The 26632-nt window shown below is 72.4% G+C and carries 19 protein-coding genes and 1 pseudogene; 11 read left to right on the top strand and 9 right to left on the bottom strand.

Annotated elements, in window-relative coordinates; all coding sequences use genetic code 11:
* Window positions 1–543 precede the first annotated feature (543 nt).
* Window positions 544–1821 carry a class I SAM-dependent methyltransferase gene (locus tag IE145_RS02570; RefSeq protein ID WP_189518380.1) on the bottom strand — a complete coding sequence of 426 codons (1278 nt, stop codon included), beginning with the start codon at window positions 1819–1821 and terminating at the stop codon, window positions 544–546.
* 111 nt (window positions 1822–1932) lie between these two features.
* Here IE145_RS02570 and IE145_RS02565 point away from each other — a divergent pair, with 111 nt between their 5' ends.
* The 3 genes from IE145_RS02565 (at window position 1933) to groL (ending at window position 5308) form a co-directional block, all read left to right on the top strand.
* Window positions 1933–2889, top strand: a complete 957-nt coding sequence (locus IE145_RS02565) for a polysaccharide deacetylase family protein (RefSeq protein ID WP_189518378.1) — start codon at window positions 1933–1935, stop codon at window positions 2887–2889.
* Window positions 2890–3276: 387 nt separating this feature from the next.
* A complete protein-coding gene (gene groES / locus IE145_RS02560; protein WP_003966899.1) occupies window positions 3277–3585 on the top strand; it encodes a co-chaperone GroES in 309 nt (102 codons plus the stop codon).
* A gap of 97 nt (window positions 3586–3682) precedes the next feature.
* Window positions 3683–5308: a chaperonin GroEL gene (groL, locus tag IE145_RS02555; protein ID WP_189518376.1), complete on the top strand. Its 1626-nt coding sequence runs from the start codon at window positions 3683–3685 to the stop codon at window positions 5306–5308.
* 16 nt (window positions 5309–5324) lie between these two features.
* Here groL and IE145_RS02550 read toward each other — a convergent pair.
* From IE145_RS02550 to IE145_RS02530, 5 genes and pseudogenes are all read right to left on the bottom strand, one after another.
* A pseudogene (locus IE145_RS02550) lies at window positions 5325–5552 on the bottom strand (DeoR family transcriptional regulator); the annotation flags it as partial.
* A gap of 118 nt (window positions 5553–5670) precedes the next feature.
* Window positions 5671–6444 carry an SDR family NAD(P)-dependent oxidoreductase gene (locus tag IE145_RS02545; protein ID WP_189518374.1) on the bottom strand — a complete coding sequence of 258 codons (774 nt, stop codon included), beginning with the start codon at window positions 6442–6444 and terminating at the stop codon, window positions 5671–5673.
* A gap of 10 nt (window positions 6445–6454) precedes the next feature.
* Window positions 6455–7993 carry a multicopper oxidase family protein gene (locus IE145_RS02540; RefSeq protein WP_189518372.1) on the bottom strand — a complete coding sequence of 513 codons (1539 nt, stop codon included), beginning with the start codon at window positions 7991–7993 and terminating at the stop codon, window positions 6455–6457.
* A 119-nt stretch (window positions 7994–8112) separates the two neighbouring features.
* Window positions 8113–9708 (bottom strand): outer membrane protein assembly factor BamB family protein, encoded by a 1596-nt coding sequence (locus tag IE145_RS02535; RefSeq protein ID WP_189518370.1) that lies wholly within the window; start codon window positions 9706–9708, stop codon window positions 8113–8115.
* Between the two features lie 164 nt (window positions 9709–9872).
* A complete protein-coding gene (locus IE145_RS02530) occupies window positions 9873–10541 on the bottom strand; it encodes an MOSC domain-containing protein (RefSeq protein WP_189518368.1) in 669 nt (222 codons plus the stop codon).
* Window positions 10542–10621: 80 nt separating this feature from the next.
* Here IE145_RS02530 and IE145_RS02525 point away from each other — a divergent pair, with 80 nt between their 5' ends.
* A complete protein-coding gene (locus IE145_RS02525) occupies window positions 10622–11512 on the top strand; it encodes a LysR family transcriptional regulator (protein ID WP_189518366.1) in 891 nt (296 codons plus the stop codon).
* Window positions 11513–11700: 188 nt separating this feature from the next.
* Here the strand turns inward: IE145_RS02525 and IE145_RS02520 are convergent, their stop codons facing one another.
* Window positions 11701–12042 (bottom strand): WhiB family transcriptional regulator, encoded by a 342-nt coding sequence (locus tag IE145_RS02520; protein ID WP_189518364.1) that lies wholly within the window; start codon window positions 12040–12042, stop codon window positions 11701–11703.
* A gap of 453 nt (window positions 12043–12495) precedes the next feature.
* Here IE145_RS02520 and IE145_RS02515 point away from each other — a divergent pair, with 453 nt between their 5' ends.
* The 4 genes from IE145_RS02515 (at window position 12496) to IE145_RS02500 (ending at window position 16855) form a co-directional block, all read left to right on the top strand.
* Window positions 12496–13107, top strand: a complete 612-nt coding sequence (locus IE145_RS02515; protein WP_003948568.1) for a response regulator transcription factor — start codon at window positions 12496–12498, stop codon at window positions 13105–13107.
* 290 nt (window positions 13108–13397) lie between these two features.
* The gene (locus IE145_RS02510; protein ID WP_006126954.1) at window positions 13398–13973 is read left to right on the top strand and encodes a sigma-70 family RNA polymerase sigma factor; all 576 of its coding nucleotides are present in this window, start codon (window positions 13398–13400) and stop codon (window positions 13971–13973) included.
* A 150-nt stretch (window positions 13974–14123) separates the two neighbouring features.
* A complete protein-coding gene (gene guaB / locus IE145_RS02505; RefSeq protein WP_030577917.1) occupies window positions 14124–15626 on the top strand; it encodes an IMP dehydrogenase in 1503 nt (500 codons plus the stop codon).
* 104 nt (window positions 15627–15730) lie between these two features.
* Window positions 15731–16855, top strand: coding sequence for a GuaB3 family IMP dehydrogenase-related protein (locus IE145_RS02500; protein WP_073227743.1), 1125 nt, complete (start codon window positions 15731–15733; stop codon window positions 16853–16855).
* Window positions 16856–16933: 78 nt separating this feature from the next.
* Here IE145_RS02500 and IE145_RS02495 read toward each other — a convergent pair whose 3' ends face one another.
* Window positions 16934–17563, bottom strand: a complete 630-nt coding sequence (locus IE145_RS02495; protein ID WP_229825210.1) for a hypothetical protein — start codon at window positions 17561–17563, stop codon at window positions 16934–16936.
* A gap of 145 nt (window positions 17564–17708) precedes the next feature.
* On the bottom strand, window positions 17709–18971 hold the full coding sequence (locus IE145_RS02490; RefSeq protein WP_189518362.1) for a nucleotide sugar dehydrogenase: 1263 nt from the start codon (window positions 18969–18971) through the stop codon (window positions 17709–17711).
* A 242-nt stretch (window positions 18972–19213) separates the two neighbouring features.
* Here IE145_RS02490 and IE145_RS02485 point away from each other — a divergent pair, with 242 nt between their 5' ends.
* From IE145_RS02485 to IE145_RS02475, 3 genes are all read left to right on the top strand, one after another.
* Window positions 19214–20920: a glycerol-3-phosphate dehydrogenase/oxidase gene (locus IE145_RS02485; protein WP_189518358.1), complete on the top strand. Its 1707-nt coding sequence runs from the start codon at window positions 19214–19216 to the stop codon at window positions 20918–20920.
* Between the two features lie 249 nt (window positions 20921–21169).
* Window positions 21170–23290 carry a serine/threonine-protein kinase gene (locus IE145_RS02480; RefSeq protein ID WP_189518356.1) on the top strand — a complete coding sequence of 707 codons (2121 nt, stop codon included), beginning with the start codon at window positions 21170–21172 and terminating at the stop codon, window positions 23288–23290.
* Between the two features lie 230 nt (window positions 23291–23520).
* Window positions 23521–26547, top strand: a complete 3027-nt coding sequence (locus IE145_RS02475; protein ID WP_189518354.1) for a serine/threonine kinase C-terminal domain-containing protein — start codon at window positions 23521–23523, stop codon at window positions 26545–26547.
* Window positions 26548–26632 lie beyond the last annotated feature (85 nt).

Here is a 26632-nt window from a genome sequence, read left to right as displayed (position 1 = left end):
GGATGCACGTGGGGCCGGGGCGGCTCGGGCTGCTGTGGATGTGGGCGGCGCTCGCCGCGACCGGCTGGAGCCTGGTGGGCTCGGGGCTCGTCGTCTTCGAGCAGGAAGGCGACTTCTTCAGTGCCATCGGCGGAGTCGTCGTCCTGGTCATCGGCTTCGGGGTCCTCGTCCCGGCGGTCGCCTTCGCCTGCGTCGCCGTCTCCCGGGACCGGAAGGTCCGCGTGCTGCTCGACGTGTGGGGCGCGCTGGACCGCGACCCGGAGCGCGACCGGCGGCTGCGGATGCCCGGGACGAGCCTGGCCTGGCTGCTGCTGTCGTTCGTCCTGGGCGCCGCGGGCCTCGCCCTCTGCGTCATCGGGCCCGCGAGCGCACGGCCGGGGCGGGAGACGTACGGTCTGGTCGCCCTGGTGATGGGCGTCGGCATGGTCGCCTGGCTGACGGCGCTGGTCGGCGGGGTGACCGCGCTCGCCCACCGCCGCTGGGTGGTGCGCGTGCTGATGGGCGGCGGCAGCGGTACGGGCACGGCGACCGGGTCCGTACCGGTCAGCCCAGCGGGTGGCCGATCAGCATCGTCGGGGCACCCGCGACCCGGGTCAGGAACACCGTCGCCGCGTTCGGACCACTCAGCTTCATCCGGCGCCGCAGCTCCTCCGGTTCCACCGCCGACCCCCGCTTCTTGACGGTCAGCACGCCGACCCGGCGTTCCCGCAGCAGCGCCTTCAGCCGCTTCATGCTGAAGGGCAGCTCGTCGGTGATCTCGTACCCGGCGACGTACGGCGAGGAGTACGGCTCGTCGCTCGTGATGTACGCGATCGTCTCGTCCACCAGCCGCCCGCGGCACCGCTCCACGAGGTCCGCGACCAGATGGGCCCGGATCACCGCGCCGTCCGGCTCGTACAGATAGCGTCCGACCGGGCCCACCGGTGGGGCCGGCAGCGGGGCCGGGGCGCTCAGGGTCGCCCCGGACGGCAGCAGCGTCGCCCGGAAGGCGCCCGGCGCGAAGCCCTCCCCGTACCAGAGCACCGCCTCCTTCACATCCCCGCCGTCCGAGATCCACTCGGCCTCCGCCTCCGGACCGATCGCCTCGTGCGGGATGCCCGGGGCGATCTTCAGCGCCGCGCGAGGGGCCTTCAGCGCGGCGGCCGTGGCCCAGGACAGCGGCGGTGAGTACGCCTCCGGATCGAAGATCCGCCCGCCCGTCGCCCGGCCACCGCCCCTGCCCGACGCGCTGCGCGCGGCCCCTCCTCGTGGGCCGCGCCGCGCCGGGTCCACGAAGACCGCGTCGTACGGAGCGGTGTCGATCTCCGTGACATCGGCGCACCGCACCTCGATCAGCTCCCCGAGCCCCAGCGCCTCGGCGTTGGCGCGGGCCACCTCGGCCGTCAGCGGGTCGCGGTCCACGGCGAGCACGGAGATCCCGGCGCGGGCCAGCGCGATCGCGTCGCCGCCGATGCCGCAGCACAGGTCCGCCACGCTCCGCACGCCGAGCCCGGCGAACCGGGCGGAGCGGTGGGCGGCGACCGAGGTGCGGGTGGCCTGCTCGACCCCGTTGGGCGTGAAGTACATCCGGTACGCGTCCTCGGCCCCGAACTTGGCGACCGCCCGCTGCCGCAGCCGGGCCTGGCCGAGCGCCGCCGACACCAGCTCCGCCGGGTGCGTGCGGCGCAGCCGGGTCGCGGTGGCCAGCTCGTCGGCCGGGTCGTGGTCGCGCAGTTCGGCCAGCAGCTGTTCGCCCTCGGGGGTGCGCAGCGCGGCGAAGGCGGCGCGGGCGGGGTCGTCGGCCGAGGAAGCGGAGGGGGTCGTTGCGTTCACCCGGTCCATTGTGGGCCAGGCCGGGCGCGCCGGGTCCCTGTGGGCCGCCCGGGGGACGGCGCCGGTCCGCTCGGGTGTCGGAAAGGGCACCCGGGTGGGCGGCTGGCAGGATGCGGCGCCATGCAGCTAGTACGACAAAACGAAAAATCAGCCGGAAACTGGCACAGATCGGGCGTCGTCGTGCTGGCGGCCCTGCTGGCCGCCGCCGTCGCCTCCGGATGCGCGGCGGAGCCGGACGGCGGCGGCACGGGCGCTGCCGGCGCACCCGCGAAGCCCGCCGCGGGCCGGTCGGGCGAGGCGGCCCCGCAGGCCGGGCCCGCCCGGGCCCGGGACACGTACGCCGAGACGGTCAGGAAGAAGCAGGCCGCACGGGCCGTCGCGGCGAAGAAGTGGGGGCTGGCCAAGACCCCGCTCGCGGCCCCCGAGCCGCCGAAGACCAAGCCGCTCATCACCACCCGCAAGGGCTTCGAGGTCCGCAACGACAAGGGGCTGCCGCCGGTCTTCACCACCGTCCCGACCAAGGAGAAGATCGTCTTCCTGACGATGGACGACGGGGCGGAGAAGGACCCCGAGCTGCTGCGGATGATGACCGAACTCTCCCTCCCGTACAGCGCGTTCGTCAGCGACTACGTCATCAACGACGACTACGGCTACTTCAAGGAGATGCAGCGGCGCGGGGTGACCATCAGCAACCACACCCTCAACCACCGCTATCTGCCCGGCCTCTCCTACGCCGAGCAGAAGCGGGAGATCTGCGGCCAGCAGGAGAAGATCCTCAAGAACTACGGCAAGCGCCCCACCCTCTTCCGCCCGCCCTACGGCAACTACAACCGCGACACCCTCGTCGTCGCCAAGTCCTGCGGGATCACCGCCGTACCCCTGTGGTCCGCCGAGGCCTTCCCCGACCGCATGGAATGGCGCGAGTGGGACCGGGACCTGCACCCCGGCGACATCGTCCTCACCCACTTCCGGGGCAAGGACGACTGGAAGGGCTCCATGCCCGACATGATCCGCCGCGTCATGAAGACCATCACGGACAAGGGGTACGCGGTGGCGAAGCTGGAGGACTACGTCTGACCCGTCCTTCCCCGTACCCGTCCCGAGTGCGCGCTCAGCCTCCGCTGCGCGCGCACTCGTCGCTGTCGCCCCCGCTCGCCCCGGCAGCCGGCTCTCGGAGTGCGTCATCTCCGTACCGTCGTACGGAACGCGAAGCTCCGCTCCCACGTTGTCCGGACGGTGATCCGACGGAGCCCCGATCGAGACGGCGCGCGGGTGGTGAATTGGCACTCCGCTTGACCGAGTGCTAATCGCGGTCATAGTCTCGGGTCTGGCACTCCCCCCTGGAGAGTGCCAGCATCACTCTGCGCGACAGGGACAGGTCCGGCACCCGCGACGACGGATCGGTTCGGTCGCCACCCACAGACTGTTAAACCCCGTGAGATCTCCGAAGGGGGAGACCGGATCGTGTCGACCACCAGCTCCAAGGTTGCGATCAAGCCGCTCGAGGACCGCATTGTGGTCCAGCCGCTCGACGCCGAGCAGACCACGGCTTCCGGCCTGGTCATTCCGGACACCGCGAAGGAGAAGCCCCAGGAGGGCGTCGTCCTCGCCGTGGGCCCGGGCCGCTTCGAGAACGGCGAGCGGCTTCCGCTCGACGTCAAGACCGGCGACGTCGTCCTGTACAGCAAGTACGGCGGCACCGAGGTGAAGTACAACGGCGAGGAGTACCTCGTCCTCTCGGCCCGCGACGTCCTCGCGATCGTCGAGAAGTAATTCACCCACGTTTGCTTGTGTTCTGCGCCCCTGGCCCCCAGCGAAATAACTAGCCGGGCGGCGAGGGGCGCAGTTCGTTTTGAGAGGGATACAGCCCATGGCGAAGATTCTGAAGTTCGACGAGGACGCCCGTCGCGCCCTTGAGCGCGGCGTCAACAAGCTTGCCGACACGGTCAAGGTGACGATCGGCCCCAAGGGCCGCAACGTCGTCATCGACAAGAAGTTCGGCGCCCCCACCATCACCAACGACGGTGTCACCATCGCGCGCGAGGTCGAGCTCGACGACGCGTACGAGAACCTCGGCGCCCAGCTCGTCAAGGAGGTGGCGACCAAGACCAACGACGTAGCGGGTGACGGCACCACCACCGCGACCGTCCTGGCCCAGGCGCTCGTCCGCGAGGGTCTGCGCAACGTCGCCGCCGGCGCCTCCCCGGCCGCCCTGAAGAAGGGCATCGACGCCGCCGTCAAGGCCGTCTCCGAGGAGCTGCTCGCCACGGCCCGCCCGATCGACGACAAGGCCGACATCGCCGCCGTGGCCGCGCTCTCCGCGCAGGACCCGCAGGTCGGCGAGCTCATCGCGGACGCGATGGACAAGGTCGGCAAGGACGGTGTCATCACCGTCGAGGAGTCCAACACCTTCGGTCTGGACCTGGAGTTCACCGAGGGCATGGCCTTCGACAAGGGCTACCTGTCCCCGTACATGGTGACCGACCAGGAGCGTATGGAGGCCGTCCTCGACGACCCGTACATCCTGATCCACCAGGGCAAGATCGGCGCCATCCAGGAGCTGCTCCCGCTCCTGGAGAAGGTCATCCAGGCCGGTGGCTCCAAGCCGCTCCTGATCATCGCCGAGGACGTCGAGGGCGAGGCGCTCTCCACCCTCGTCGTCAACAAGATCCGCGGCACCTTCAACGCCGTCGCGGTGAAGGCCCCGGGCTTCGGCGACCGCCGCAAGGCCATGCTCGGTGACATCGCCACCCTCACCGGTGCGACCGTCATCGCCGAGGAGGTCGGCCTCAAGCTCGACCAGGCCGGTCTGGACGTGCTCGGCACCGCCCGCCGCGTCACCGTCTCCAAGGACGACACGACCATCGTCGACGGCGGCGGCAACGCCGAGGACGTCAAGGGCCGCGTCAACCAGATCAAGGCCGAGATCGAGACCACGGACTCCGACTGGGACCGCGAGAAGCTCCAGGAGCGCCTCGCGAAGCTGGCCGGCGGCGTGTGCGTCATCCGCGTCGGCGCCGCCACCGAGGTGGAGCTGAAGGAGAAGAAGCACCGCCTGGAGGACGCCATCTCCGCCACCCGCGCCGCGGTCGAGGAGGGCATCGTCTCCGGCGGTGGCTCCTCCCTCGTCCACGCCGTGAAGGTCCTGGAGGGCAACCTCGGCAAGACCGGCGACGAGGCCACCGGTGTCGCGGTCGTCCGCCGCGCCGCCGTCGAGCCGCTGCGCTGGATCGCCGAGAACGCCGGCCTGGAGGGTTACGTCATCACCTCCAAGGTCGCCGAGCTCGACAAGGGCCAGGGCTTCAACGCCGCCACCGGCGAGTACGGCGACCTGGTCAAGGCCGGCGTCATCGACCCGGTCAAGGTCACCCGCTCCGCCCTGGAGAACGCCGCGTCCATCGCGTCGCTGCTGCTCACGACCGAGACCCTGGTCGTCGAGAAGCCGGCCGAGGAAGAGGCCGACGCCGGTCACGGCGGCCACGGCCACTCCCACTAGTACCTGCTGGTACGCCACCGAGGCCCGGTGCCCCCGTCGCGGGGGCACCGGGCCTCGGTGCGTTCCGGGCGTCGCTTCCAGGCCATGCGCGCCAGATCCTCCGGGAGGCCGGCGCCTCGACGTCGCGCCGGGCGGTGACGGTGGCGACGCCGAGCCGGTCCGCCAAGTCGCAGACGCGTACGGTGCCGCGTTCGCGCACCAGGTTCAGCAGCCGGTCATGACGTTCAGCAGCACCTTCGCGCACGGAGACAGCCCCTGGAGCAGAAAGGATCGAACCCTCGGCAACGGGCGGTCATGCGACCACAGGCCGGCCGGGCGCGGGAGGGGGCGGAGCGACTCCGTACCGCGACTGCCCTACCGCCCTACTGCGGGCCGTACTTGCGCCCCGTCCGCGAGGTGACCCCGCCGAGCAGCCCGCGCGGGGCCACCTTGACCAGACCCATCAGCGCCTTGTAGCGCGGGTCCGGGACCGACACCGTCTTCCCCCGGCTCAGATCCGTCAGCGCCGAGGCCACCAGCTTGTCCGCGTCGAGCCACATCCAGTTCGGGATGTTGCCCGTGCCCATCCCGGCCCGCTCGTGGAACTCCGTCCGCACGAACCCGGGGCACAGCGCCATCAGCCGCACCCCCGACCCGGCGAGATCGCGCGCCGCGCCCTGGGTGAACTGCACGACCCACGCCTTCGACGCCCCGTACGTACCGCGCGGCACGAACGCGGCGACGGACGCCACGTTGACGACCCCGCCCCGGCCCCGTTCCCGCATCCCGGCGACCGCCGCCGAGGTCAGCCGCAGGACCGCCTCGCAGTGCACCTTCAGCATCGTCAGCTCATCGGCCATGGACACCTCCAGGAAGCGCCCCTTGTTGCCGAACCCGGCGTTGTTGACCAGCAGATCGATCGGGTGCGTGCGGTCCGCGAGCCGCTTCTCGACCGCCTCGATACCGCCGTCCGTGGACAGATCGGCGCGCAGCACCTCGGCCTCGATGCCGTGCCGGTCGTGCAGTTCCGTGGCCTGCTCGCGCAGCCGCGCGGTGTCCCGGGCCACCAGCACCAGGTTGTGGCCCTGGGCCGCGAGCCGCCGTGCGAACGCGGCCCCGATACCCGCCGTCGCGCCTGTGATCAGTGCAGTCGTCATACGCGGCACGTTAGTGCCCCGCGTGCTCCGGGACCTCACCCGCCCGCTGTCCCTTCTCCACCACCACGAACTGGCCCATCATCCCGTCGTCCTCGTGGGACAGCAGATGGCAGTGGTACATGTACGGGACATCCGGATCGGAGGGGCCGTCGAACCGCAGGGCGATCCGCACGGTCGCGCCCATCGGCACCGCCACCGTGTCCTTGCGCCCCCGCAACGCCGGTTCCGGCCGCTTCCCGGCCACGTCCAGCACCCGGAACTGCACATCGTGCACATGGAAGTTGTGCGTCATGTCGCCGCCGTTGCGCAGCGTCCACACCTCCGTCGTGCCCCGGGTGACCGTCTCGTCGATCCGGTCCATCGCCATCGGCCGCCCGTTGATCCCCGACCTGCGCAGCTCGAAGTGGCGGCTGCGCACCGCGTCGTCGGCGTCCGGCAGCTCAAGACCCCGGTCCGCGGCCGGCCGGCCCGGCACCTCGGGGGAGGGGCGCAGCCGCTCCGCCGCCCGCAACTGGAGTACGTCGAAGGAGTCGTCGCCCCCGTTGAACCGCCGCTCCCAGCCGTTCCCGTCGCGCCACGGGTAGCTGCGCAGCACCGTCCGCTCGCCCGGCCGCATCGTCACGACGACCTCCGCCCGCTCACCCGGCGAGAGCTGCACCCGGTTCATCGACGCGGGCGCCGCCAGCAGCCCGCCGTCCGTCCCCACGAGGTCGAAGGCGCGGTCGTCGTCGAAGCCGAAGGTGTAGATCCGGGCGGTCGACGCGTTCAGCAGACGCAGCCGTACGCGCTCGTCGCCGACCTCGGCGTACGGGTCGAGCGTGCCGTTCACCATCGTCCGCTCGCCCAGGAAGCCGGTGTTGGCCAGGAACCGGTGGCCGTGGTCGAACGTCGCGCCGTCGAAGGTGACGTCCTGCACCATGACCGGCAGATCGTCCACCCCGTACGTCTTCGGCAGTGCGAGCCGCCCGGAGTCCTCGTCGTCGAGCAGGAACATCCCGGCCAGGCCCCGCTGTACGTGCTTCTCCGTCGCCCCGTGCGGATGCGGGTGGTACCAGAGCGTCGAGGCCGGCTGGTCGACCTTCCAGTGCGGGGTCCACGTGGAGCCCGCGTCGACCATCTGGTGCGGTCCGCCGTCCATCCTGGCGGGCAGGTGCATCCCGTGCCAGTGCACGCTGGACGCCTCGTCGAGGGTGTTGCGCACCCGTACCTTCACCCGCTCGCCGCGCTCGCCGCGCTCGGCCCGCAGGGTCGGGCCCAGATGGTCCCCGTTGAACCCCCACGTCGGCGTCGCCGCCCCGTCCCGGAACTCCGTGCTCCCCGCCTGCATCCGCAGATCGAAGACGCGCGTGCCGTCCTTGTCCACCGTCGAGGGCGCGAGCGGCGGCACCGCCAGCTCGTTGCCGAAGCGGACCTTGCCCACCGTGCTCAGATCGGCGCTCGTCCACAGCCACGCGAACGAGCCGCCGATCCCCGCCGCGAGCACCCCCACCACGACCGTCAGCGTGATCAGAACCCGCTTCAGCCGTCGTCGTCCCCTGGTCTTCTCCATGCTCGTCAGCATTCCGAGCCGACCGGCCCCCGGGCATGGGGCAGAGCCCTGAACCGCCCCCGAACCGGCCCCTACGGTCCGGCCGGGGGAGATCCCTCGGTACGGGTCAGGGCGACGGTTCAGGGTGAGGCGGCGAAGGACAGCATGCGGGCCTCGCGGACGGGCTTCTTGTTCTCGTCCCCGCTCACGTGCGTCGGCGTCAGGACCAGGCGTCCGTCGACGTAGGCCGTGTGCGCCATGAACATCTCGTACTCCCACGCGGCGGTCGCCGCCGGGTGCTTCACGACCTCCGTCTCCGTGCCGGCGCCGCGCGGACCCATGAGGAAGGTCCGGCCGGGAGTGCTCGAACCCGCCGCCTCATAGATGCGCATCGCCTTTCCGTCCTCGGCGCGCAGCGCGTACAGGATGCGGAGATCGTCGGACTTGATGCCCCAGAGGAACTTCCCGGTCCTCACGTCGTACGCACCGACCTGGCTCTGGCCGCCCAGCATGACGAGGCCCTTGTCGACGGAGGCGCCCCGGCAGGGCTGGATGTCATCGCCGCCCCCGCTTCCGGCGCAGTGCTCGAACCCCTTGTCCCGGGCGTCGAAGGTGACGCGGTGCTTGCCCTTGGGGTCCAGCACCGTGATCCGCCAGTCCTTCACGGTGTCCTCGTTGTTGTAGACGGTGAAGACGACCGGGTCCATGGAGATCAGAGCGCCGAAGCTCCAGCCGGTCTTCGTCCGGTAGCGCCACAGGAGCTTGCCGGTCCGGGGATCGAACTCACGCAACTGGCCGTAGTTCTCGCCCCGGTCCATGGAGACCATGCAGTCGGAACTCACCAGCAGCCGGGCGGCGCCGCCCGCCACACCGGAGGGGAAGCACGCACCCTTCTTCTCCGAGGGAATCTCGTGGAGTTTGCTCCCGTCGCCCATCCGGTAGGTGACGGCCCGTTGGCCCCGGGCGACGGAGAGGACGTCGCCGCTGATGGCGCTGTAGACGATGAGCGTGTCGTCCTCGTCACCGGGCTCGTCGAGCTTCTTCTGCCACCCCTGCTTCCCGGTCTTCAGATCGATCATCTGCATCTGGTTGCAGCGATTGTTCCGCTCGTTGTCGGGCCTCTCATGACGGAGGACGACGACCTTGCCGTCGGGCGTCGGGTTGGCCGGGGTCTCGCACACGGAGGAGGGGAGCGTCACGCTCCAGACTTCGGCCCCGTCCGAGAGCCGATAGGCCGTCACCTTCCGGTACAGCGCCTGGACGGCGGTGTCGCCGACGATCCACAGGTCGTGGACCTTGTTGATCTGCTTGGGGATGTCGGCCTTGTCGTCCGCGATCCACGCCGACGACTCGCCCGGCTTCCGCGCGGCCGCGACCTCCCGCGTCGTCGGGATGTGGCTCAGCTCCGGGCCGCCCGCCCCCGGCGCACGGGACGGGGACGCCGAACCGGAGGGGCCGGGCGACTTCTTCGCCACCGGCTTCGCGGGATCGTCCCGTCCCCAGTCGGTGAGGCCGTACACCCCGCCCGCCACGATGACGAGCACCAGCGCGACGACCGCGGCGACGACCGGCCCCCGGCCGAAGCGACGACGCGTGGGCGGCGGCGGGGGCGTCGGCGGCCCGAACCCCGGTGTCCCGGAGCCCTGTTGCGCGTCGCCCCCGGAGGCGTACGGGTTACCGGGAACGGGCTGCCGCGGCGGGCCCGGCGTATACCAGGGCTGCTGCGGATCGGGCATGGTCTTCCCCTCAAGACGTGCCACTCGGCGCGGAGCCCGGTTCTCGGGCGCGGGTCACTGGTGGTGGACGCCTCGCCGGACGATCCAGTTCCAGCGACCCGGGAATCCGGAGCGCGGGTGCCGCCGTGTCACCCACCGGCCCCGAAAGGCGTCCCGCCCGGCTCTCAGCCCTGCCGTGCCACGTACTCCCGCGCCTTGCGCAGCGCCTCGGGGTGCAGTGCCTCCCCGGCGGCCAGCAGCGAGGGCAGCAGGGCGCGTTCGGTCGTCGACGCCCGGAACTGCAGGGCGGCGGTGATCTCGTGGTCCGGCCGGTACACGATCTCCACGGGGTCCCCGGCGCGGACCGTGCCCGGTTCGATCACCCGCAGGTACGCGCCGGTCACGCCCTGCCGGGTGAACCGCCGCACCCACCCCTGCTCCCCGAGGTGCTCGGCGAAGGTCCGGCACGGGATCCGGCCCGAGGTCACCTCCAGCACCAGGTCCGCCCCCACCCGCCAGCGCTCGCCGATCCGCGCACCGCTGACGTCGAGGCCCAGCGTCGTGAAGTTCTCGCCGAACATTCCGGCGGCCAGCTTCCGGCCGCCCAGCTCCCGCTCCCAGGCGTCCAGATCCTCCCGGGCGAAGGCGTACACGGCCTGGTCGCTGCCGCCGTGATGGCGCAGGTCGCACACCGTGTCCCCGGCCAGGCCGCTGCCGCCGACGCCCTTGGGCCCCGGGTCGCGCACCTCCACGGGGCCCTCCACCGGGCGCTTGTCGATTCCGGAGAGCCCGCCCGGGCCGTCGGTCTGTGCGTTGGGCCGGGGGCGGCCGATGTTCACGGTCAGCAGCTTCATGCGGTTACGCTAACCGCCCCGCGCCCAAAGAGGCACGCCATTAATTCGACCCATCTCCAAGGGTTCCTTATGATGGAGGGGTGATCGAAGCTCGCCACCTCCGTGTCCTGCGCGCCGTGTCCACCACCGGCTCGTTCTCCGCAGCAGCCCGCGAACTCGGCTGCACCCAGCCCGCCGTCAGCCAGCAGATGAAGGCCCTGGAGGCCTCCGCCGGCACCACGCTGCTGATCCGCACCGGACGCGAGATGCGCCTCACCCAGGCCGGCGAGGCGCTGGTGCGGCACGCCTCCGGCATCCTCGCGGGGCTGACCGCCGCCGAGGAGGAGGTCGCCGCCATCGCCGGACTGCGGGCCGGCCGGGTCCGGCTGGTCTCCTTCCCCAGCGGCAGCTCCACCCTGGTCCCGGGCGCGCTGGCCGCCCTGCGCGCCGAACACCCCGGCACCCGTGTCTCGCTCGTCGAGGCCGAGCCGCCGCGCTCGGTGGACCTGCTGCGCGAGGGTGACTGCGACATCGCGCTGGCGTTCCGTTACGGGGCGGCCGGCGGCGAATGGGACGACCTGGTGGTCCGGCCGCTGCTCACCGACCGGCTGATCGGCCTCCTCCCGGAGGGGCACCGGCTGGCGGAGGCGCCGAGCGTGTCCATCGGCGAGCTGGCCGAGGAGTCCTGGATCGCGGGCTGCCCGCGCTGCCGCCGTCAGCTCGTCGAGGTCTGCGAGGCATCCGGTTTCGCCCCCCGCATCGACTTCGCCACCGACGACTACCCGGCGGTGATGGGGCTCGTCGGGGCCGGGCTCGGTGTGGCGGTGCTGCCGGAGCTGGCCGTCGAGTCGGTACGCCCCAAGGGGGCCAGGGCCGTGCCGGTCGAGCCCGCCATCCAGCGGGAGATCGTCGCGCTGACCCTGCCGGACCTGGCCCGGGTCCCGGCGGTGGCGGCCACCCTGGACCAACTGGCGCGCACGGCCGCCCGCTGAGACCGCGCGGGCCGCGATGCCCGCACGGGCGCCCACCGGGGCCACGCGGGCCGCGCCGCCCGTACGAAGCCCTCCCGGTTGCCGCGCGGGCCGCGACGCTGACCGGGGAGCCCGCCGCGGCCGGTCGCGGGCCGGGTGGCCGAAGGTGTCACAGAAACGTTTCTGCGTTGCGTCGGGGCGTACGGGTGTCAGCCGGCGCCGGAGCCCGGCCCGGCGGCGGGGGCCCCGGAGGGCGCCGCACTGATCAGCCGGTTTCTGGCCCGGCCCATCAGCTCCTCGCGCTCGTCCTCCGTCAGGCCGCCCCACACGCCATAGGGCTCCCGTACGGCCAGGGCGTGTGCCGCGCACTCGGCCCGTACCGGGCAGCGCATGCACACCTCCTTCGCGGAGGTCTCGCGGGCGCTCCGCGCCGCGCCGCGCTCACCCTCCGGGTGGAAGAACAGGGAGCTGTCCACGCCTCGGCAGGCGGCGAGCAGCTGCCAGTCCCACAGGTCTGCGTTGGGTCCGGGAAGGCGGGAGAAATCTGCCATTGCTTGTCCCCTCGGAGCTGTGCTGCGTCGGAAGCGGCTTCCTCGACCGTCCGTGATCGACGGCCTGCTGTGTTCGGACCGTCTCTGATCGGTGTGACCGAAGTCTCGACCGTACATCTACGGTGCTAGTAGATGTAAATATGACTGATTGCGAATCTAGCCACAGACACCCTCGAAAGGGAAGAAAAGCTGCCAAATAGGGCATGCCGAGGAGTGAAGATTCGGTTGACGGGTGAATCACCCGTGCCGTTCTCCTCCGTATTCGAGTCCTCACGTAGAGTGCCGAACCCGGTCGCGCGACCCGTAACTCTTTCGAGTGACCGTCGTTAAGAGAACGGATGCGGTTGACGGATATCCGGCTCGGGCACATGTCCGAGGGGGTCAACCGCACAGGTGACGACTTGTATCAGCCTGGAGGCTCAAGGTGACGCGCATCAGCTGCGGAGGACGGTCATGACATCCGTCCTCGTCTGCGACGACTCCCCGCTTGCCCGAGAAGCGCTCCGTCGCGCGGTGGCCACCGTGCCCGGCGTCGAGCGTGTGACGACGGCGGCCAACGGCGAGGAAGTCCTTCGCCGCTGGGGCGCCGATCGTTCGGATCTGATTCTGATGGACGTACGCATGCCCGGTCTGGGGGGTGTGGAGACCGTCCGGCGACTGCTCTCCGCCGACCCCGGGGCCCGGATCATCATGCTGACCGTCGCCGAGGACCTGGACGGTGTCGCGCTCGCGGTCGCCGCCGGGGCCCGCGGTTATCTGCACAAGGACGCCTCGCGCGCCGAGCTGCGGGCCACCGTCACCCAGGCGCTGGCCGACCCGACGTGGCGGCTCGCCCCGCGCCGGCTGCGGTCCGCCGAGATGGGGGCCGCCCCCACGCTCACCGCGCGGGAGATCCAGGTGCTCGAAGGCATGAGCCACGGCCGGTCCAACGCCGAGATCGGCCGTGAGCTGTTCCTCTCCGAGGACACGGTCAAGACCCACGCCCGCCGCCTGTTCAAGAAGCTCGGGGCCTCGGACCGCGCCCACGCGGTTGCCCTCGGATTCCGCTGGGGCCTGGTCCGCTGACGACACGGCCCGGGCCGCGCCCCGTCCGCAGACCGGCGGGCGGGGACACGGAGCGGGCCACCGGCTCCGCACCCCGGCACACCCCGCATCCGGGTGCGCGCCCAGCGGTGCCATGTGACGCTTCCCGGTCGATGCCGCATCCTTGAGTCGTGGAGTTCCTCGGGAACGATTCGGTCGAGCGGAAGGGGAGGGCGCAGGACATGACATCCGGCGCACCCGCTCATAACGCTTCGGTGCACAACTCGGGGCGCGGTGCAGCGGACCGAGTGGCATCAGGGCACCATGGTTCGATGCGCGATGACGAGACCACGGTGATCGGTGCCCTGGTGCACCGCGCCGTCGACGGCGACGCGCAGGCCACCCACGATCTGCTGGCCCACGTCCACCCCCTCGCCCTGCGCTACTGCCGCTCCCGGCTGAACCGTCTTCCGGGTGATGCTCGCCACTTCGTGGAGGACCTGGCGCAGGAGGTCTGCGTCGCGGTGCTGATGGCGCTGCCGCGCTACAAGGACACCGGCAGGCCCTTCGAAGCCTTCGTCTTCGCCATCGCCGGACACAAGGTCGCCGACCTCCAGCGCGCCGCGATGCGCCACCCGGGGTCGACCGCCGTCCCCTCCGACGAGATGCCGGAGCGGCCCGACGACTCCCTCGGCCCGGAGGAGCGAGCCCTGCTCAGCAGCGACGCCGCCTGGGCCAAGAAGCTCCTCGCCAACCTCCCGGAGAGCCAGCGCGAGCTGCTGGTCCTGCGGGTCGCGGTCGGGCTGACCGCCGAGGAGACCGGACGGATGCTCGGGATGTCGCCGGGCGCGGTCCGGGTCGCCCAGCACCGCGCGCTCAGCAGACTCCGGGCGCTCGCCGAGCAGTAACGGCACGGCGGGCTCCGCCGCCGACCGCCCCGTGGGCCGCTTCGTGCGAAGCTCCAGAACCGCCAAGTGATCTTGATCGTGGAATGAGACACCTCCCGGGGCCGTTAGCATGGACATCCGCACCGATCAAGGCCATTTGGGGAAGGTGTCATGACTGCAAACGTCGACGGAGTGCCCGAGAAATTCGCGACGCTCGGGTTGACCTACGACGACGTGCTGCTGTTGCCCGGCGCGTCCGAGGTCCTGCCCAACGCGGTCGACACCTCGACCCTCATCTCGCGCAACGTCCGGGTGAACATCCCCCTGCTGTCGGCCGCCATGGACAAGGTGACCGAGGCCCGGATGGCCATCGCCATGGCCCGTCAGGGCGGCGTCGGCGTGCTGCACCGCAACCTCTCCATCGAGGACCAGGTGAACCAGGTCGACCTGGTCAAGCGGTCCGAGTCCGGCATGGTCACCGACCCGATCACCGTGCACCCCGACGCCACGCTCGGCGAGGCGGACGCGCTCTGCGCGAAGTTCCGCATCAGCGGTGTGCCGGTCACCGACGCCGCGGGCAAGCTCCTCGGCATCGTCACCAACCGCGACATGGCCTTCGAGTCGGACCGTACGCGCCAGGTGCGCGAGGTCATGACGCCGATGCCGCTCGTCACCGGCAAGGTCGGCATCTCCGGCGTCGAGGCCATGGAGCTGCTGCGCCGCCACAAGATCGAGAAGCTGCCGCTGGTCGACGAGGCGGGCATCCTCAAGGGCCTCATCACGGTCAAGGACTTCAAGAAGGCCGAGCAGTACCCGAACGCCGCCAAGGACGCCGAGGGCCGCCTGCTGGTCGGCGCGGCCGTCGGCGCCAGCCCCGAGGCGCTGGAGCGCGCGCAGGCCCTCGCCTCCGCCGGGGTCGACTTCCTCATCGTCGACACCTCCCACGGCCACAACAGCAACGCCCTCGCCTGGATGGCGAAGATCAAGTCGAGCGTCGGCGTCGACGTCATCGGCGGCAACGTCGCCACCCGCGACGGCGCCCAGGCCCTGATCGACGCCGGTGTCGACGGCGTCAAGGTCGGCGTCGGACCCGGCTCGATCTGCACGACCCGCGTGGTCGCCGGTATCGGCGTCCCGCAGGTCACCGCGATCTACGAGGCGGCCCTCGCCGCCCGTGCCGCGGGCGTCCCGGTGATCGGCGACGGCGGCCTCCAGTACAGCGGCGACATCGGCAAGGCGCTCGCCGCGGGCGCGGACAGCGTGATGCTGGGCAGCCTGCTCGCGGGCTGCGAGGAGTCGCCGGGCGAGCTGATGTTCATCAACGGCAAGCAGTTCAAGTCGTACCGCGGCATGGGCTCGCTGGGCGCCATGCAGTCCCGTGGCCAGGGCCGGTCCTACTCCAAGGACCGCTACTTCCAGGCCGAGGTCTCCTCGGACGACAAGCTCGTCCCCGAGGGCATCGAGGGCCAGGTGCCCTACCGGGGCCCGCTGGCCAACGTCCTCCACCAGCTCGTCGGCGGCCTGCGCCAGACCATGGGCTACGTCGGCGCCGCTTCCGTCGACCAGATGGAGAGCAAGGGCCGCTTCGTCCGGATCACCTCGGCGGGCCTCAAGGAGAGCCACCCGCACGACATCCAGATGACGGTGGAAGCACCGAACTACAGCAGGAAGTAACGCATCACCGCAGGTGAGGGGCGGACCGGAGTTCCCGGTACCGCCCCTCATCCATGCGTCGGGGATACTGGTCAGCGCAGACGTAGAGGGAAAGGCCACACATCGTGACTGAGATCGAGATCGGGCGCGGCAAGCGCGGCCGCCGGGCTTACGCATTCGACGACATCGCTGTCGTTCCGAGCCGCCGCACCCGGGATCCGAAGGAGGTCTCGATCGCCTGGCAGATCGACGCCTACCGCTTCGAGCTGCCGTTCCTGGCCGCTCCCATGGACTCCGTCGTCTCCCCGCAGACCGCCATCCGCATCGGCGAGATGGGCGGCCTGGGCGTCCTCAACCTGGAAGGGCTGTGGACCCGGCACGCCGACCCGCAGCCGCTGCTCGACGAGATCGCCGAGATGCCGGCCGAGTCCGCCACCCGCCGGCTCCAGGAGATCTACTCCGCGCCGATCCAGGAGGAGCTGATCGGGCAGCGCATCAAGGAGGTGCGCGACTCCGGTGTCGTCACCGCCGCCGCGCTCTCCCCGCAGCGCACCGCCCAGTTCTCCAAGGCGGTCGTCGACGCGGGCGTCGACATCTTCGTCATCCGCGGGACGACGGTCTCCGCCGAGCACGTCTCCGGCGCGGCCGAGCCGCTGAACCTGAAGCAGTTCATCTACGAGCTGGACGTCCCGGTCATCGTCGGCGGCTGCGCCACGTACACCGCCGCCCTGCACCTGATGCGGACCGGCGCGGCCGGTGTCCTCGTCGGCTTCGGCGGCGGCGCCGCGCACACCACGCGCAACGTCTTCGGCATCCAGGTCCCGATGGCCACCGCCGTCGCGGACGTCGCGGGCGCCCGCCGCGACTACATGGACGAGTCCGGCGGCCGGTACGTGCACGTCATCGCCGACGGCGGGGTCGGCTGGTCCGGCGACCTGCCGAAGGCCATCGCCTGCGGCGCCGACGCCGTGATGATGGGCTCCCCGCTGGCCCGCGCCACCGACGCGCCGGGCCGTGGCCGCCACTGGGGCATGGAGGCCGTCCACGAGGACGTGCCGCGCGGCAAGCTGGTCGACCTCGGCTCGGTCGGGACGACGGAGGAGGTCCTCACGGGCCCCTCGCACACCCCTGACGGCTCGATGAACATCTTCGGCGCCCTGCGTCGCGCGATGGCCACCACCGGCTACAGCGACCTCAAGGAGTTCCAGCGCGTCGAGGTGACGGTGGCGGACTCGCAGCACCGCCGCTGACCCTCCCGTACACACGCGAAGGGCCCGGACCGCTCAGCGGTCCGGGCCCTTCCGTACGTCCTGGTGTCCTGCGGGGTGTCAGCCGGCCTTCTTCGCGCCACCGACGGCGGCGACCGCGCCGAGACCGAGGAAGAGGTACGTCATGAAGTCGGCCTCTGCCGACCAGGCCTTGGTCACCGTGTCGAAGTGGTCGCCGACGACCTCGGAGAACGGGATCTGCGCCACGTCGGAGAGGATCATCGAGATGCCGACGAGCTGGCCGAGGTAGACCGCGCCGACCGAGAAGACGGCGGAGGCGGCGATGACCGCCGGGTTGGAGCCGCCGACCTTGCTCGCCGCGAAGCCGACCAGGAAGCCGACGCCGACCGCCGCGTAGCCGACCTCGCGCTCGATGGAGCCCGCGATCACGCCGTACAGGATGCCCGCGACGATCGCCGCGCCGAGCGCGACCGCCACGCCGAGCAGGACGTTGTCGCGGGCCGGGGGAGCGGGGGCGAAGGGGGCGCCGCCGCCGAACGGGGCGCCCTGGCCGGGCTGCTGGCCCGCGAACGGGTTGCCGGTCGGGGCCGGGGGCTGCTGGCCGTACGGGTTGCCGGTCGGGGCGGCGGGGGCGGGCTGACCCGGCTGACCGGCGTAGGGGTTGCCTTCGACGGGCTGACCGCCGAAGGGCTGCTGGGGCGGGTTCGGCGGCTGCACGGGCTGGCTCACGGTGGGACTCCCCCTGGGGCGGCTGCGCACTGCTGTGCGGAATACGCACGTGTGTGCGCTCTGTGACGCCGCAGAGTAGCAGCACCCACTGCTTTCGGTCACTGACTATCTTTCGACGGTACGTCACCTGGTGGGCGGTCGCGCCTCAGAGCCGGTGCGCGGCCCCCGCCGGAGTGGCCCCCCGGGTGTCCAGGAGCAGTTGTGCCTTCACCGCGAGGCCCTGGAGGTCGTAGGTGCGGTGCTGCTGGAGCAGTACGGTCAGGTCGGCGGCGGCCGCCGCCTCGTACAGCGAGTCCGCGCGCGGGACGGGGCGTTCGCGGACCCGCCAGTCCAGGACGTGCGGGTCGTGGTAGCCGATCTGGGCGCCCATGTCCATCAGCCGGGTGGCGATCTCCCGGGCGGGCGCGGCCTCTTGGTCCGCCGTGTCCGGTTTGTAGGTGACGCCGAGCAGCAGGACGCGCGCGCCCCGGACGGACTTGCCGTGCTCGTTCAGGAGGGTGGCGCAGCGTTGGATGACGTAGCTGGGCATCCGGTCGTTGATCTCCTGCGCGAGCGAGACCATCCGCAGCGGGTGCCCGGATGAGTGGCCGCCGTGGGGCGGGCCGCCCGGGTCGACCGGGACGCCGTGCCCGCCGACGCCGGGTCCCGGGCGGAAGGGCTGGAAGCCGAACGGTTTGGTCTCGGCGCACCGGATGACGTCCCAGAAATCGACGCCGAGGTCGTGGCAGAGCACCGCCATCTCGTTGACCAGCGCGATGTTGACGTGCCGGAAGTTGGTCTCCAGGACCTTCGTCATCTCCGCCTCGCGCGGTCCGCGGGCCCGGACGACCTTGTCGGTGAGCCGCCCGTAGAAGGCGGCGGCCGACTCGGTGCAGGCGGGGGTGAGGCCGCCGATGACCTTGGGGGTGTTGGCCAGGGTGCGGGTGCGGTTGCCGGGGTCGAGCCGGCCGGGGGAGCAGGCGAGGTGGAAGTCGCGTCCGGCGACGAGCCCGGAGCCCTCTTCGAGCAGGGGCCGCAGGAAGGTCTCGGTGGTGCCCGGCGGTACGGCGGACTCCAGCAGCACGGTGGTGTGCGGGCGCAGCCGGGAGGCCAGGGCGCGGGCGGCGTCGCCGAGCGCGGTGAGGTCGACGGTGCGGTCGGGGCCGAGCGGGGCGGGGGAGCAGATCACGGCGGTACGGACCCGGCCCAGCTCGGCGGCGTCGGTGGTGGGCCGGAAGCCGCCCGAGAGCATGCGGCGGACCTCGGAGGCGGTGAGGGAGCCCTCGACGGGGCTCCGGCCGGCTCTCAGCTCCGCGTACGGGCGGGGATCGGGGTCGTAGCCGACGGTGTCGATTCCGGCGGTCACGGCGGCCTGGGCGAGCGGCAGGCCGAGGTGACCGAGTCCGATGACGGCGAGGTCTGCGGGCATACAGGAAGACCCCCTAAGTGCGGAGAGCGAAGATCGCAACTGCTGTGGACAGCGCAATGTCAGACTAGGCGTAAATATGACCTATATGTCGCATTGTGCCGCTCCGGTCGCCGGGGTGTTGTCCACAGGCGGTGGCTGAACTCGGGGAGCGCGGACAGAATCGAGAGGTGGACACGGGCGGCCGGCCCCTCGGCCGGGTGGCACTCCCGTGTCCGACCACCCCGATCCACCGGGAGGCAGCAGTGAGGACAGCGACACTGGGACCCGCCGAGCGCACCCTCGCGCTCGCCGCCATGGCCGAGCGCGAACTGGACGTGCTGGTCGTGGGGGCGGGCGTGGTCGGCGCGGGCACGGCGCTGGACGCCGCCACCAGAGGCCTGACGACCGGCCTGGTCGAGGCGCGCGACTGGGCGTCCGGCACATCGAGCAGGTCGAGCAAGCTGATCCACGGCGGCCTGCGCTATCTGGAGATGCTCGACTTCGCCCTGGTCCGGGAGGCGCTCAAGGAGCGCGGGCTGCTCCTGGAACGGCTCGCACCGCACCTGGTGAAGCCGGTGCCCTTCCTCTACCCCTTGCAGCACAAGGGCTGGGAGCGGCTCTACGCCGGCTCCGGCGTCGCGCTCTACGACGCCATGTCGGTCTCCTCCGGCCACGGACGCGGCCTGCCGGTCCACCGCCACCTCTCCCGCAAGCACGCCCTGCGGGTCGCCCCCGCGCTGAAGAAGGACGCCCTGGTCGGCGCCCTCCAGTACTACGACGCCCAGATGGACGACGCCCGCTTCGTCACCGAGCTGGTGCGCACCGCCTCGTCCTACGGCGCCCACGTGGCCAACCAGGCCCGGGTCGTCGGCTTCCTCCGCGAGGGCGAGCGGGTCGTCGGCGCGCTCGTCCGGGACGTCGAGAGCGGTACGGAGTACGAGGTGCGGGCCAAGCAGGTGGTCAACGCGACCGGCGTGTGGACGGACGACACCCAGGGCCTCATCGGCGAGCGCGGACAGTTCCACGTCCGGGCCTCCAAGGGCATCCACCTGGTCGTCCCCAAGGACCGCATCCACTCCTCCACCGGCCTCATCCTGCGCACCGAGAAGTCCGTCCTCTTCGTCATCCCCTGGGGCCGGCACTGGATCATCGGCACCACCGACACCGACTGGGACCTGGACAAGGCCCACCCGGCCGCCTCCAGCGCCGATATCGACTATCTGCTCCAGCACGTCAACTCCGTCCTGAACACCCCGCTGACCAGGGACGACGTCCAGGGTGTCTACGCCGGACTGCGGCCGCTGCTGGCCGGCGAGTCGGACGCCACCAGCAAGCTGTCCCGCGAGCACACGGTGGCCCACCCCGCCCCCGGCCTGGTCGTCGTCGCGGGCGGCAAGTACACGACGTACCGGGTCATGGCCAAGGACGCGGTGGACGAGGCGGTGCACGGGCTCGACCAGCGGGTCGCCGCCTGCGTCACCGAGGACACCCCGCTGCTGGGCGCCGAGGGGTACAAGGCCCTGTGGAACGCGCGCGCCCGGATCGCGGCCCGCACCGGACTCCATGTCGCCCGGGTGGAGCATCTGCTCAACCGGTACGGCTCAATGACCGAGGAGATTCTGGAACTGATCCTCGCCGACCCCGTCCTGGGCGAACCGCTGCCCGCCGCCGACGACTATCTGCGCGCCGAGATCGTCTACGCCGCCTCCCACGAGGGCGCCCGCCATCTGGACGACGTGCTGACCCGGCGTACCCGGATCTCCATCGAGACGTTCGACCGGGGCACCCGCAGCGCCCGGCTCTGCGCCGAGCTGATCGCGCCGGTGCTGGGCTGGGACGAGGGGCGGATCGACCGGGAGGTCGAGCACTACGAGAAGCGGGTGGAGGCCGAGCGGGAGTCGCAGCGGCAGCCCGACGACCTCACGGCGGACGCGGCCCGGCTCGGCGCACCGGACATCGTGCCGATCTGAGGGGGCGCCCCGCGGAGCCCCGGACGGCGGCCACCGCCTGTTGCCTCCGGGGCAGTTGGGGCCCGCCGGTCCGGTGGGGCGGTGCGGCGGCCCGGTCCGGCCTGGACGGGGAGGACCGGTTGGTAGGAGGCTGTGGGGGATTCCCTCGCCGGGTCGCGGTGCGGCGGACCCGGACCCGGCACCAGAACCGGTCCCGGGGTGAGGGACAATGAACGCTCTGCCAGGGCGGGTTGATCGCAGAGGGGACGCATGTCGGAGGCGGAGCAGGCACGGGAGCCCCAACGGGACAAGAACGGTCGCCTCCTCGCGGGGCGCTACCGGCTCGGTGAGGTGCTCGGCCGGGGCGGCATGGGTACGGTCTGGCGCGCCGACGACGAGACGCTCGGCCGCACGGTCGCGGTGAAGGAACTGCGGTTCCCCTCGGCGATCGACGAGGACGAGAAGCGCCGGCTGATCACGCGCACCCTGCGCGAGGCGAAGGCGATCGCACGGATCCGCAACAACAGCGCGGTGACCGTCTACGACGTGGTCGACGAGGACGACCGCCCGTGGATCGTCATGGAGCTGATCGAGGGCAAGTCGCTCGCCGAGGTGATCCGCGAGGACGGCACGCTGACGCCGAAGCGGGCCGCCGAGGTCGGGCTCGCCATCCTCGACGTCCTGCGCTCGGCGCACCGCGAGGGCATCCTGCACCGCGACGTGAAGCCGTCCAACGTGCTGATCGCCGAGGACGGACGCGTCGTGCTCACCGACTTCGGCATCGCCCAGGTCGAGGGCGACCCCTCGGTCACCTCCACCGGCATGCTCGTCGGCGCCCCCTCCTACATCTCCCCGGAGCGGGCCCGCGGTCACAAGCCCGGCCCGCCCGCCGACCTGTGGTCGCTCGGCGGACTGCTGTACGCGAGCGTCGAGGGCTGCCCGCCGTACGACAAGGGCTCGGCCATCGCCACGCTCACAGCGGTGATGACCGAACCGCTCGACCCGCCGAAGAACGCCGGTCCGCTCACCGAGGTCATCTACGGGCTGCTCGCCCGCGACCCCGAACAGCGTCTCGACGACGCCGGGGCACGGGCGTTGCTCAACGACGTCATCAACGCCCCCGACGTGCCCGCGCCCGCACCCGCCGACTCGACGCAGATCATGGCCATCCCGCCGGCCCCCGCCGCGGACCTCCTGGTCAAGCGCACGCCGAAGCAGCCCAAGGCCCCGAAGCCGCCGAAGCCGACAGCCGGAACGGGTGAGTCCGGCGAAGGCGCCCGCGACCGGCTGCGCGGAGCCCTGCGGTCCGTGCGCAACGCGAAGACCCCGGCGGTGGCCGCCGGGGCCGCCGCCGCGTCGGTCGCCGCGGCCACCGGTTCGCCCGCCGCTCCGCCGGGGCCGCCGTCCCCGCCCGGGACCCCCGCTCCGGCCACGAAGCCGGCGGCGGCCGGGTCCGCCCCGGCGGGCGCGCGGGGAGCCGTCGCGGCCCCCGCCGGAGCCGGGAAGTCCGCCGTGGCGGCGAACGCCTCCGTGCCCGGGCAGCGCCCGCCGTCGTCGGCCGCCTCCACCCGCGCATCGATCACCGACGTGGTGCCCCGCCGCACCCTCGCGATCATCGCGGCCGTCGTCGCGCTGGCCATCCTCGGCACCGTCCTCGCGATCGCCCTCGGCGGCGACGACGCGGACAAGGGCGGCAAGGACGACACCGCCGCGTCGGCAGGAGCCTCGGCGGGCGGCAGCGGCGACAAGGCCGAGGACACCGGCGGCGGTTCGTCCGGCGGGAAGGGCGACGGCCGGAAGGAGGGCCAGGGCCAGGAGGACGGCCGGGCCTCCGAGGGCGAGTCCGGCGAGGGCTCCGACGACCCGAAGGGCGACGACCCCCAGGGCGACGAGGGCGACGGCGGGGACAAGCCGGGCGCGGGCGACTCCCTGCCCGCCGGCTACAAGCACATCACCGACGCCCGGTTCCACTTCACCATGGCCATGCCCGAGAACTTCCGGCGCACCGCCATCGCGGGCGCCAACTCCGGAGGCATCTACAACGCCGGGCAGGGCCGCTTCCCCCGGGTCCAGGTCGACTTCAACAGCTCGCCCAAGGACGACGCCGCGGCCGCCTGGCGCGGTGCCGTCGCCAGCGCCAAGGTCCTCAGCGACGGCTACAAGCACGGCAGCATAAAGAAGGTCGAGTACAACGGCTATCCGACCGTCGCCGACTGGACGTTCGAGCGCAGCCACAGCGGCGTCCGGGTCAAGGTGCTCAACCGCGGCTTCAAGGTGGACGCCGATCGCGGCTACTCGATCATGATCAGCTGCAAGGTGGACGAGTGGGACGGCGACGAGTGCCGGACGCTGCGCGAGACGGCGTTCGCCACCTTCACGCCCACGGACTGACCGCACGCCCACGGACCGGCCGCCGGGTGCGCCCGATCCGGGCCGGTGTGAAACGTTTGTGCGGGCCGGGTTGGCGCGACCCGACCCGTCGGCCCGGGTTGCCACGTATCGTAAGAGGCCGGAGACCGTACGCAGCCGGGACGGCGGGTCAATTGCCCGCCGGACGAACGTGACTGACGGAATCGTGCGGCTCTGATGGCCGGGGGAACAGCGCGCTCTGGGGAGGCGTCGTGGACGACTACGCGGGTCGGGTGCTTGCCGACCGCTACCGCCTTCCGCTGCCCCCGTCCGACGGGTACGAACTGGCCGAGACCCGGGCGTTCGACACCTACAGCGGCCAGGAAGTCCTGGTCCGCCAGGTGCCGTTGCCGGAGGTCGTGGACGCCGAGGTGCTCGATGCCGACGGACGGGCCCCGGTGTCCGGGCGGGCCGGCGGGCGGGCGGTCCGCCGCAGTACGGACCCCGCGGTCCGGCGGGCGATCGAGGCCGCGCAGGCCGCCGCCCAGGTGCCCGACCACCCCCGCCTCGACCAGGTCTTCGACGTGTTCGCCGAGGCGGATTCGCTCTGGATAGTCAGCGAGTTCGTCGCCGCCCGGCCGCTCGCCGCGCTCCTCGCCGAGCGCCCCCTCAACCCCTACCGGGCCGCCGAGATCGGCTCCGACGTGCTCACCGCCCTGCGGGTGCTGCACGCCCATGGCTGGACCCACCGCAACATCACCGTGCGCACGGTCCTGGTGTGCGACGACGGCCGCGTCATGCTCACCGGTCTCGCGGCTGGCGCCGCCGAGGAGGCCCTCTGCGGGTACGCTCCCGCACCGCTGCCCGACGCCGATCCGCTGCCCGACGCCGACCCGGCGCCGGCTCCGACGACGTACGGGATCCCGGTCCCCGAGCTCACCCCGCCGAGTGAGCTCGGCGGCGGCTATGCGCTCCCGCCGGCCAGGAGCGACGAGGACGGTGTGCAGGAGTACGCGGACGCGGACGCCCAGGGATACGCCGACCACGACAGGCAAGAGGCCCACGGCGGCCGGGAGCTGCCGGTTCCGCCGCTGCCGCAGGGGTACAGCCCGCGACGCGAGGACGACGGGCACGAGCCGTACGACCGGCGTGACCCGTACGGCCTGCCGTCGGGCCGCGAGGCCGACCCCGTTCCGGAGCAGCGGGCCGACGGGCAGGAGATCGTCCCGCGACCCGCCGCCCCCGCCGTCCCGTACACCGCCGTACCGCCCCCCGCCGAGCCGGGCGCCGCGAGCGCCGCCCAGCTGCGGGCCGCCCGCGCCGGGGCGATCGCCGCCTACCGCGCGGGCGCGCGGGCCGCCGCCCGGGTCACGGAGGACCGCCAGCAGGCCGACCGCACCCCGGCCGACCTCACGAAGCCGCCTCGGGAGGGCCGCGAGGCCGCCCCGGACGCGGGAGCCGCGGGCACCGCAGGAGTCGCCGGAAGCGCAACGGACCCAGGCATTCCCGGGGCACCGGAAGGGCCCGGAGCCGCCGATGACGCGTTGCCGTCGAGCGCCCCCGGCAACCCCGGAACTCCCGGCGCCCCCCGGCTGACCGCGCCGTGGGGCAGCCCCGCCGAGGACCTCTACGACGACGAGGACGACGAGGACGACGAAGAGGGCCCCCGGCCGCCGGGCCGCCGTGTCCATCTCGCCGGGACCTGGGACGACGGGCCCGGCGCCGGGCGGCCCGTCCCCGCCGGCGGATCGAGCGCGGACGCCCTGCGCGCCGACTCCCGGCGGCCCGGCGTATCGGGCTCCGTCCCGAGGGAGCCGGCCCGCACCGCGCCGCTCCCGGCCGCGCGGAACACCACCCGCGCCTGGGAGGACGCCGTCGCGGCCGGCGGCGAACCGGCCGTCTACCGCGGCCCCGCCACCCCGCTCGCCGCTGAACGCGCCCGCCAAGCCCGGATCGCCGTCGTCGGAGCCGTCACCGAGAGGTGGGCCCCCGAGCAGGCGGGCCCGGTCCACGAGAACTGGCAGCTGGCACCGCCGATCGGCCCCTCCACCGACCTGTGGGCGCTCGGCGCGCTGCTCTACCGCGCCGTCCAGGGCCACGCCCCCTACCCCGAGGAGAACGCGGCCGAGCTGGTCCAGATGGTGTGCGGCGAGCCGCCCGCCTTCGCGGAGGAGTGCGGTCCGCTGCGGCCCGTCGTCGAGTCGCTGCTGCGCCAGGACCCCACCGAGCGGCCGGACTTCGAGGAGCTGCGCGGCTGGCTGCGCTCGCTGGTGCGCTCCGCTCCGGAGCCGGAGGCGGGCGCCGACGTCGTGCCGCTGCCCGCGCCCGACGCCACCCGGCTCCCCGTCGTACGCCGCCGGGGCGAGCTGGTCCGGCGGCGTCGGGGCCGGTTCGGCGGCGCCGGGGCCGGCAAGCACCGCCAGGGCAAGCGTCAGCAGCGCGGCGGCAAGCGGCAGGACCGCCACGAGTCGCTGTTGCCGCCCGACCGCCCCGCGCGCAGGCCCGTGGAGTCCTGGGAGGAGGAGCGCCCGGCCCGCGTGCCGCGTGCGCCCAAGGGCCCCCGGGTGCTGCGGGAGCCCCCGCGTCGGAACGAGGGGTCCCCGCGCAAGCTGGGCCGACTGCTGCTCGTGCTGGTCCTGCTGCTGATGGCCGCGGCCATCGCGTACGCCGTGATGTTCATGCCGAAGGCCGATGAGGGCAGGGGCCAGGACAACGGAGCACCCGCGCCCACCGGTTCCGCCGCACCGCCCGCCGCCTCGGGCGAGCCCAGGCCCTCGGGCTCGCCGGAGGGATCCGGTGAGCCCGGCTCCCAGCAGCCGCAGACCAGCCGGTCCGCGGCCGCCCTCGCCCCCGGCTACACGCTCCGCAAGGACGCGGAGGGCTTCGAGGTCGGCGTACCGAAGGGCTGGCAGCGCAGCCCGGCCAACGCCGACCGTCAGATCCGTTACGGGAGCGACGGGTTCACCCTGCTCGTGGTGCCCGGCCGGGACACCGTGAAGTCGGGCGGCAGCGATCCGCTCGACTACCAGCGCGACAAGGAGCCCGAGCTCCAGCCGTTCCGGGACTCCAGCTGGTCCTCCTCGTCCGGGGTGCGCCGGGTCGACGTCGGCCGACAGGCCATGGCCGAGGGGCAGTTCACCTGGCAGGAGAGCGGCGGGCGCGAGGTGTTCGTCCGTAACCTCGCCATGATCGTCGACGGCCGCTACCACGTCATCCAGGTCATCGGCCCCGAGAACGACCGGGACAAGGTCACCGAGATCTACGAGCAGGCGATCGCCTCGTACCGGGTCGCCGGCTGACCCCACGTCATCGGCACCGGCTCACCGCGGGCGTTGTGCGGTGCAAACAACCATCACAGTGCGGTCTCGTGGGCGATCCCCCGTA

This window comes from Streptomyces sindenensis, assembly GCF_014649035.1.
Lineage (GTDB): Bacteria > Actinomycetota > Actinomycetes > Streptomycetales > Streptomycetaceae > Streptomyces > Streptomyces sindenensis.
The sequence above is the reverse complement of the archived record's forward strand: the minus strand, read 5'-3'. Positions and strand labels throughout refer to the sequence as shown.

Excerpts from the sequence above, each read along its gene's own strand:
- groL (WP_189518376.1), top strand. The coding sequence starts at position 3,683 with ATGGCGAAGATTCTGAAGTTCGACGAGGACGCCCGTCGCGCCCTTGAG.
- IE145_RS02520 (WP_189518364.1), bottom strand. The coding sequence starts at position 12,042 with ATGGCAGATTTCTCCCGCCTTCCCGGACCCAACGCAGACCTGTGGGAC.
- IE145_RS02545 (WP_189518374.1), bottom strand. The coding sequence starts at position 6,444 with ATGACGACTGCACTGATCACAGGCGCGACGGCGGGTATCGGGGCCGCG.
- guaB (WP_030577917.1), top strand. The coding sequence starts at position 14,124 with ATGACTGCAAACGTCGACGGAGTGCCCGAGAAATTCGCGACGCTCGGG.
- IE145_RS02565 (WP_189518378.1), top strand. The coding sequence starts at position 1,933 with ATGCAGCTAGTACGACAAAACGAAAAATCAGCCGGAAACTGGCACAGA.
- IE145_RS02510 (WP_006126954.1), top strand. The coding sequence starts at position 13,398 with ATGCGCGATGACGAGACCACGGTGATCGGTGCCCTGGTGCACCGCGCC.
- IE145_RS02570 (WP_189518380.1), bottom strand. The coding sequence starts at position 1,821 with ATGGACCGGGTGAACGCAACGACCCCCTCCGCTTCCTCGGCCGACGAC.
- IE145_RS02515 (WP_003948568.1), top strand. The coding sequence starts at position 12,496 with ATGACATCCGTCCTCGTCTGCGACGACTCCCCGCTTGCCCGAGAAGCG.
- IE145_RS02490 (WP_189518362.1), bottom strand. The coding sequence starts at position 18,971 with ATGCCCGCAGACCTCGCCGTCATCGGACTCGGTCACCTCGGCCTGCCG.
- IE145_RS02530 (WP_189518368.1), bottom strand. The coding sequence starts at position 10,541 with ATGAAGCTGCTGACCGTGAACATCGGCCGCCCCCGGCCCAACGCACAG.
- IE145_RS02535 (WP_189518370.1), bottom strand. The coding sequence starts at position 9,708 with ATGCCCGATCCGCAGCAGCCCTGGTATACGCCGGGCCCGCCGCGGCAG.
- IE145_RS02540 (WP_189518372.1), bottom strand. The coding sequence starts at position 7,993 with ATGGAGAAGACCAGGGGACGACGACGGCTGAAGCGGGTTCTGATCACG.
- IE145_RS02480 (WP_189518356.1), top strand. The coding sequence starts at position 21,170 with ATGTCGGAGGCGGAGCAGGCACGGGAGCCCCAACGGGACAAGAACGGT.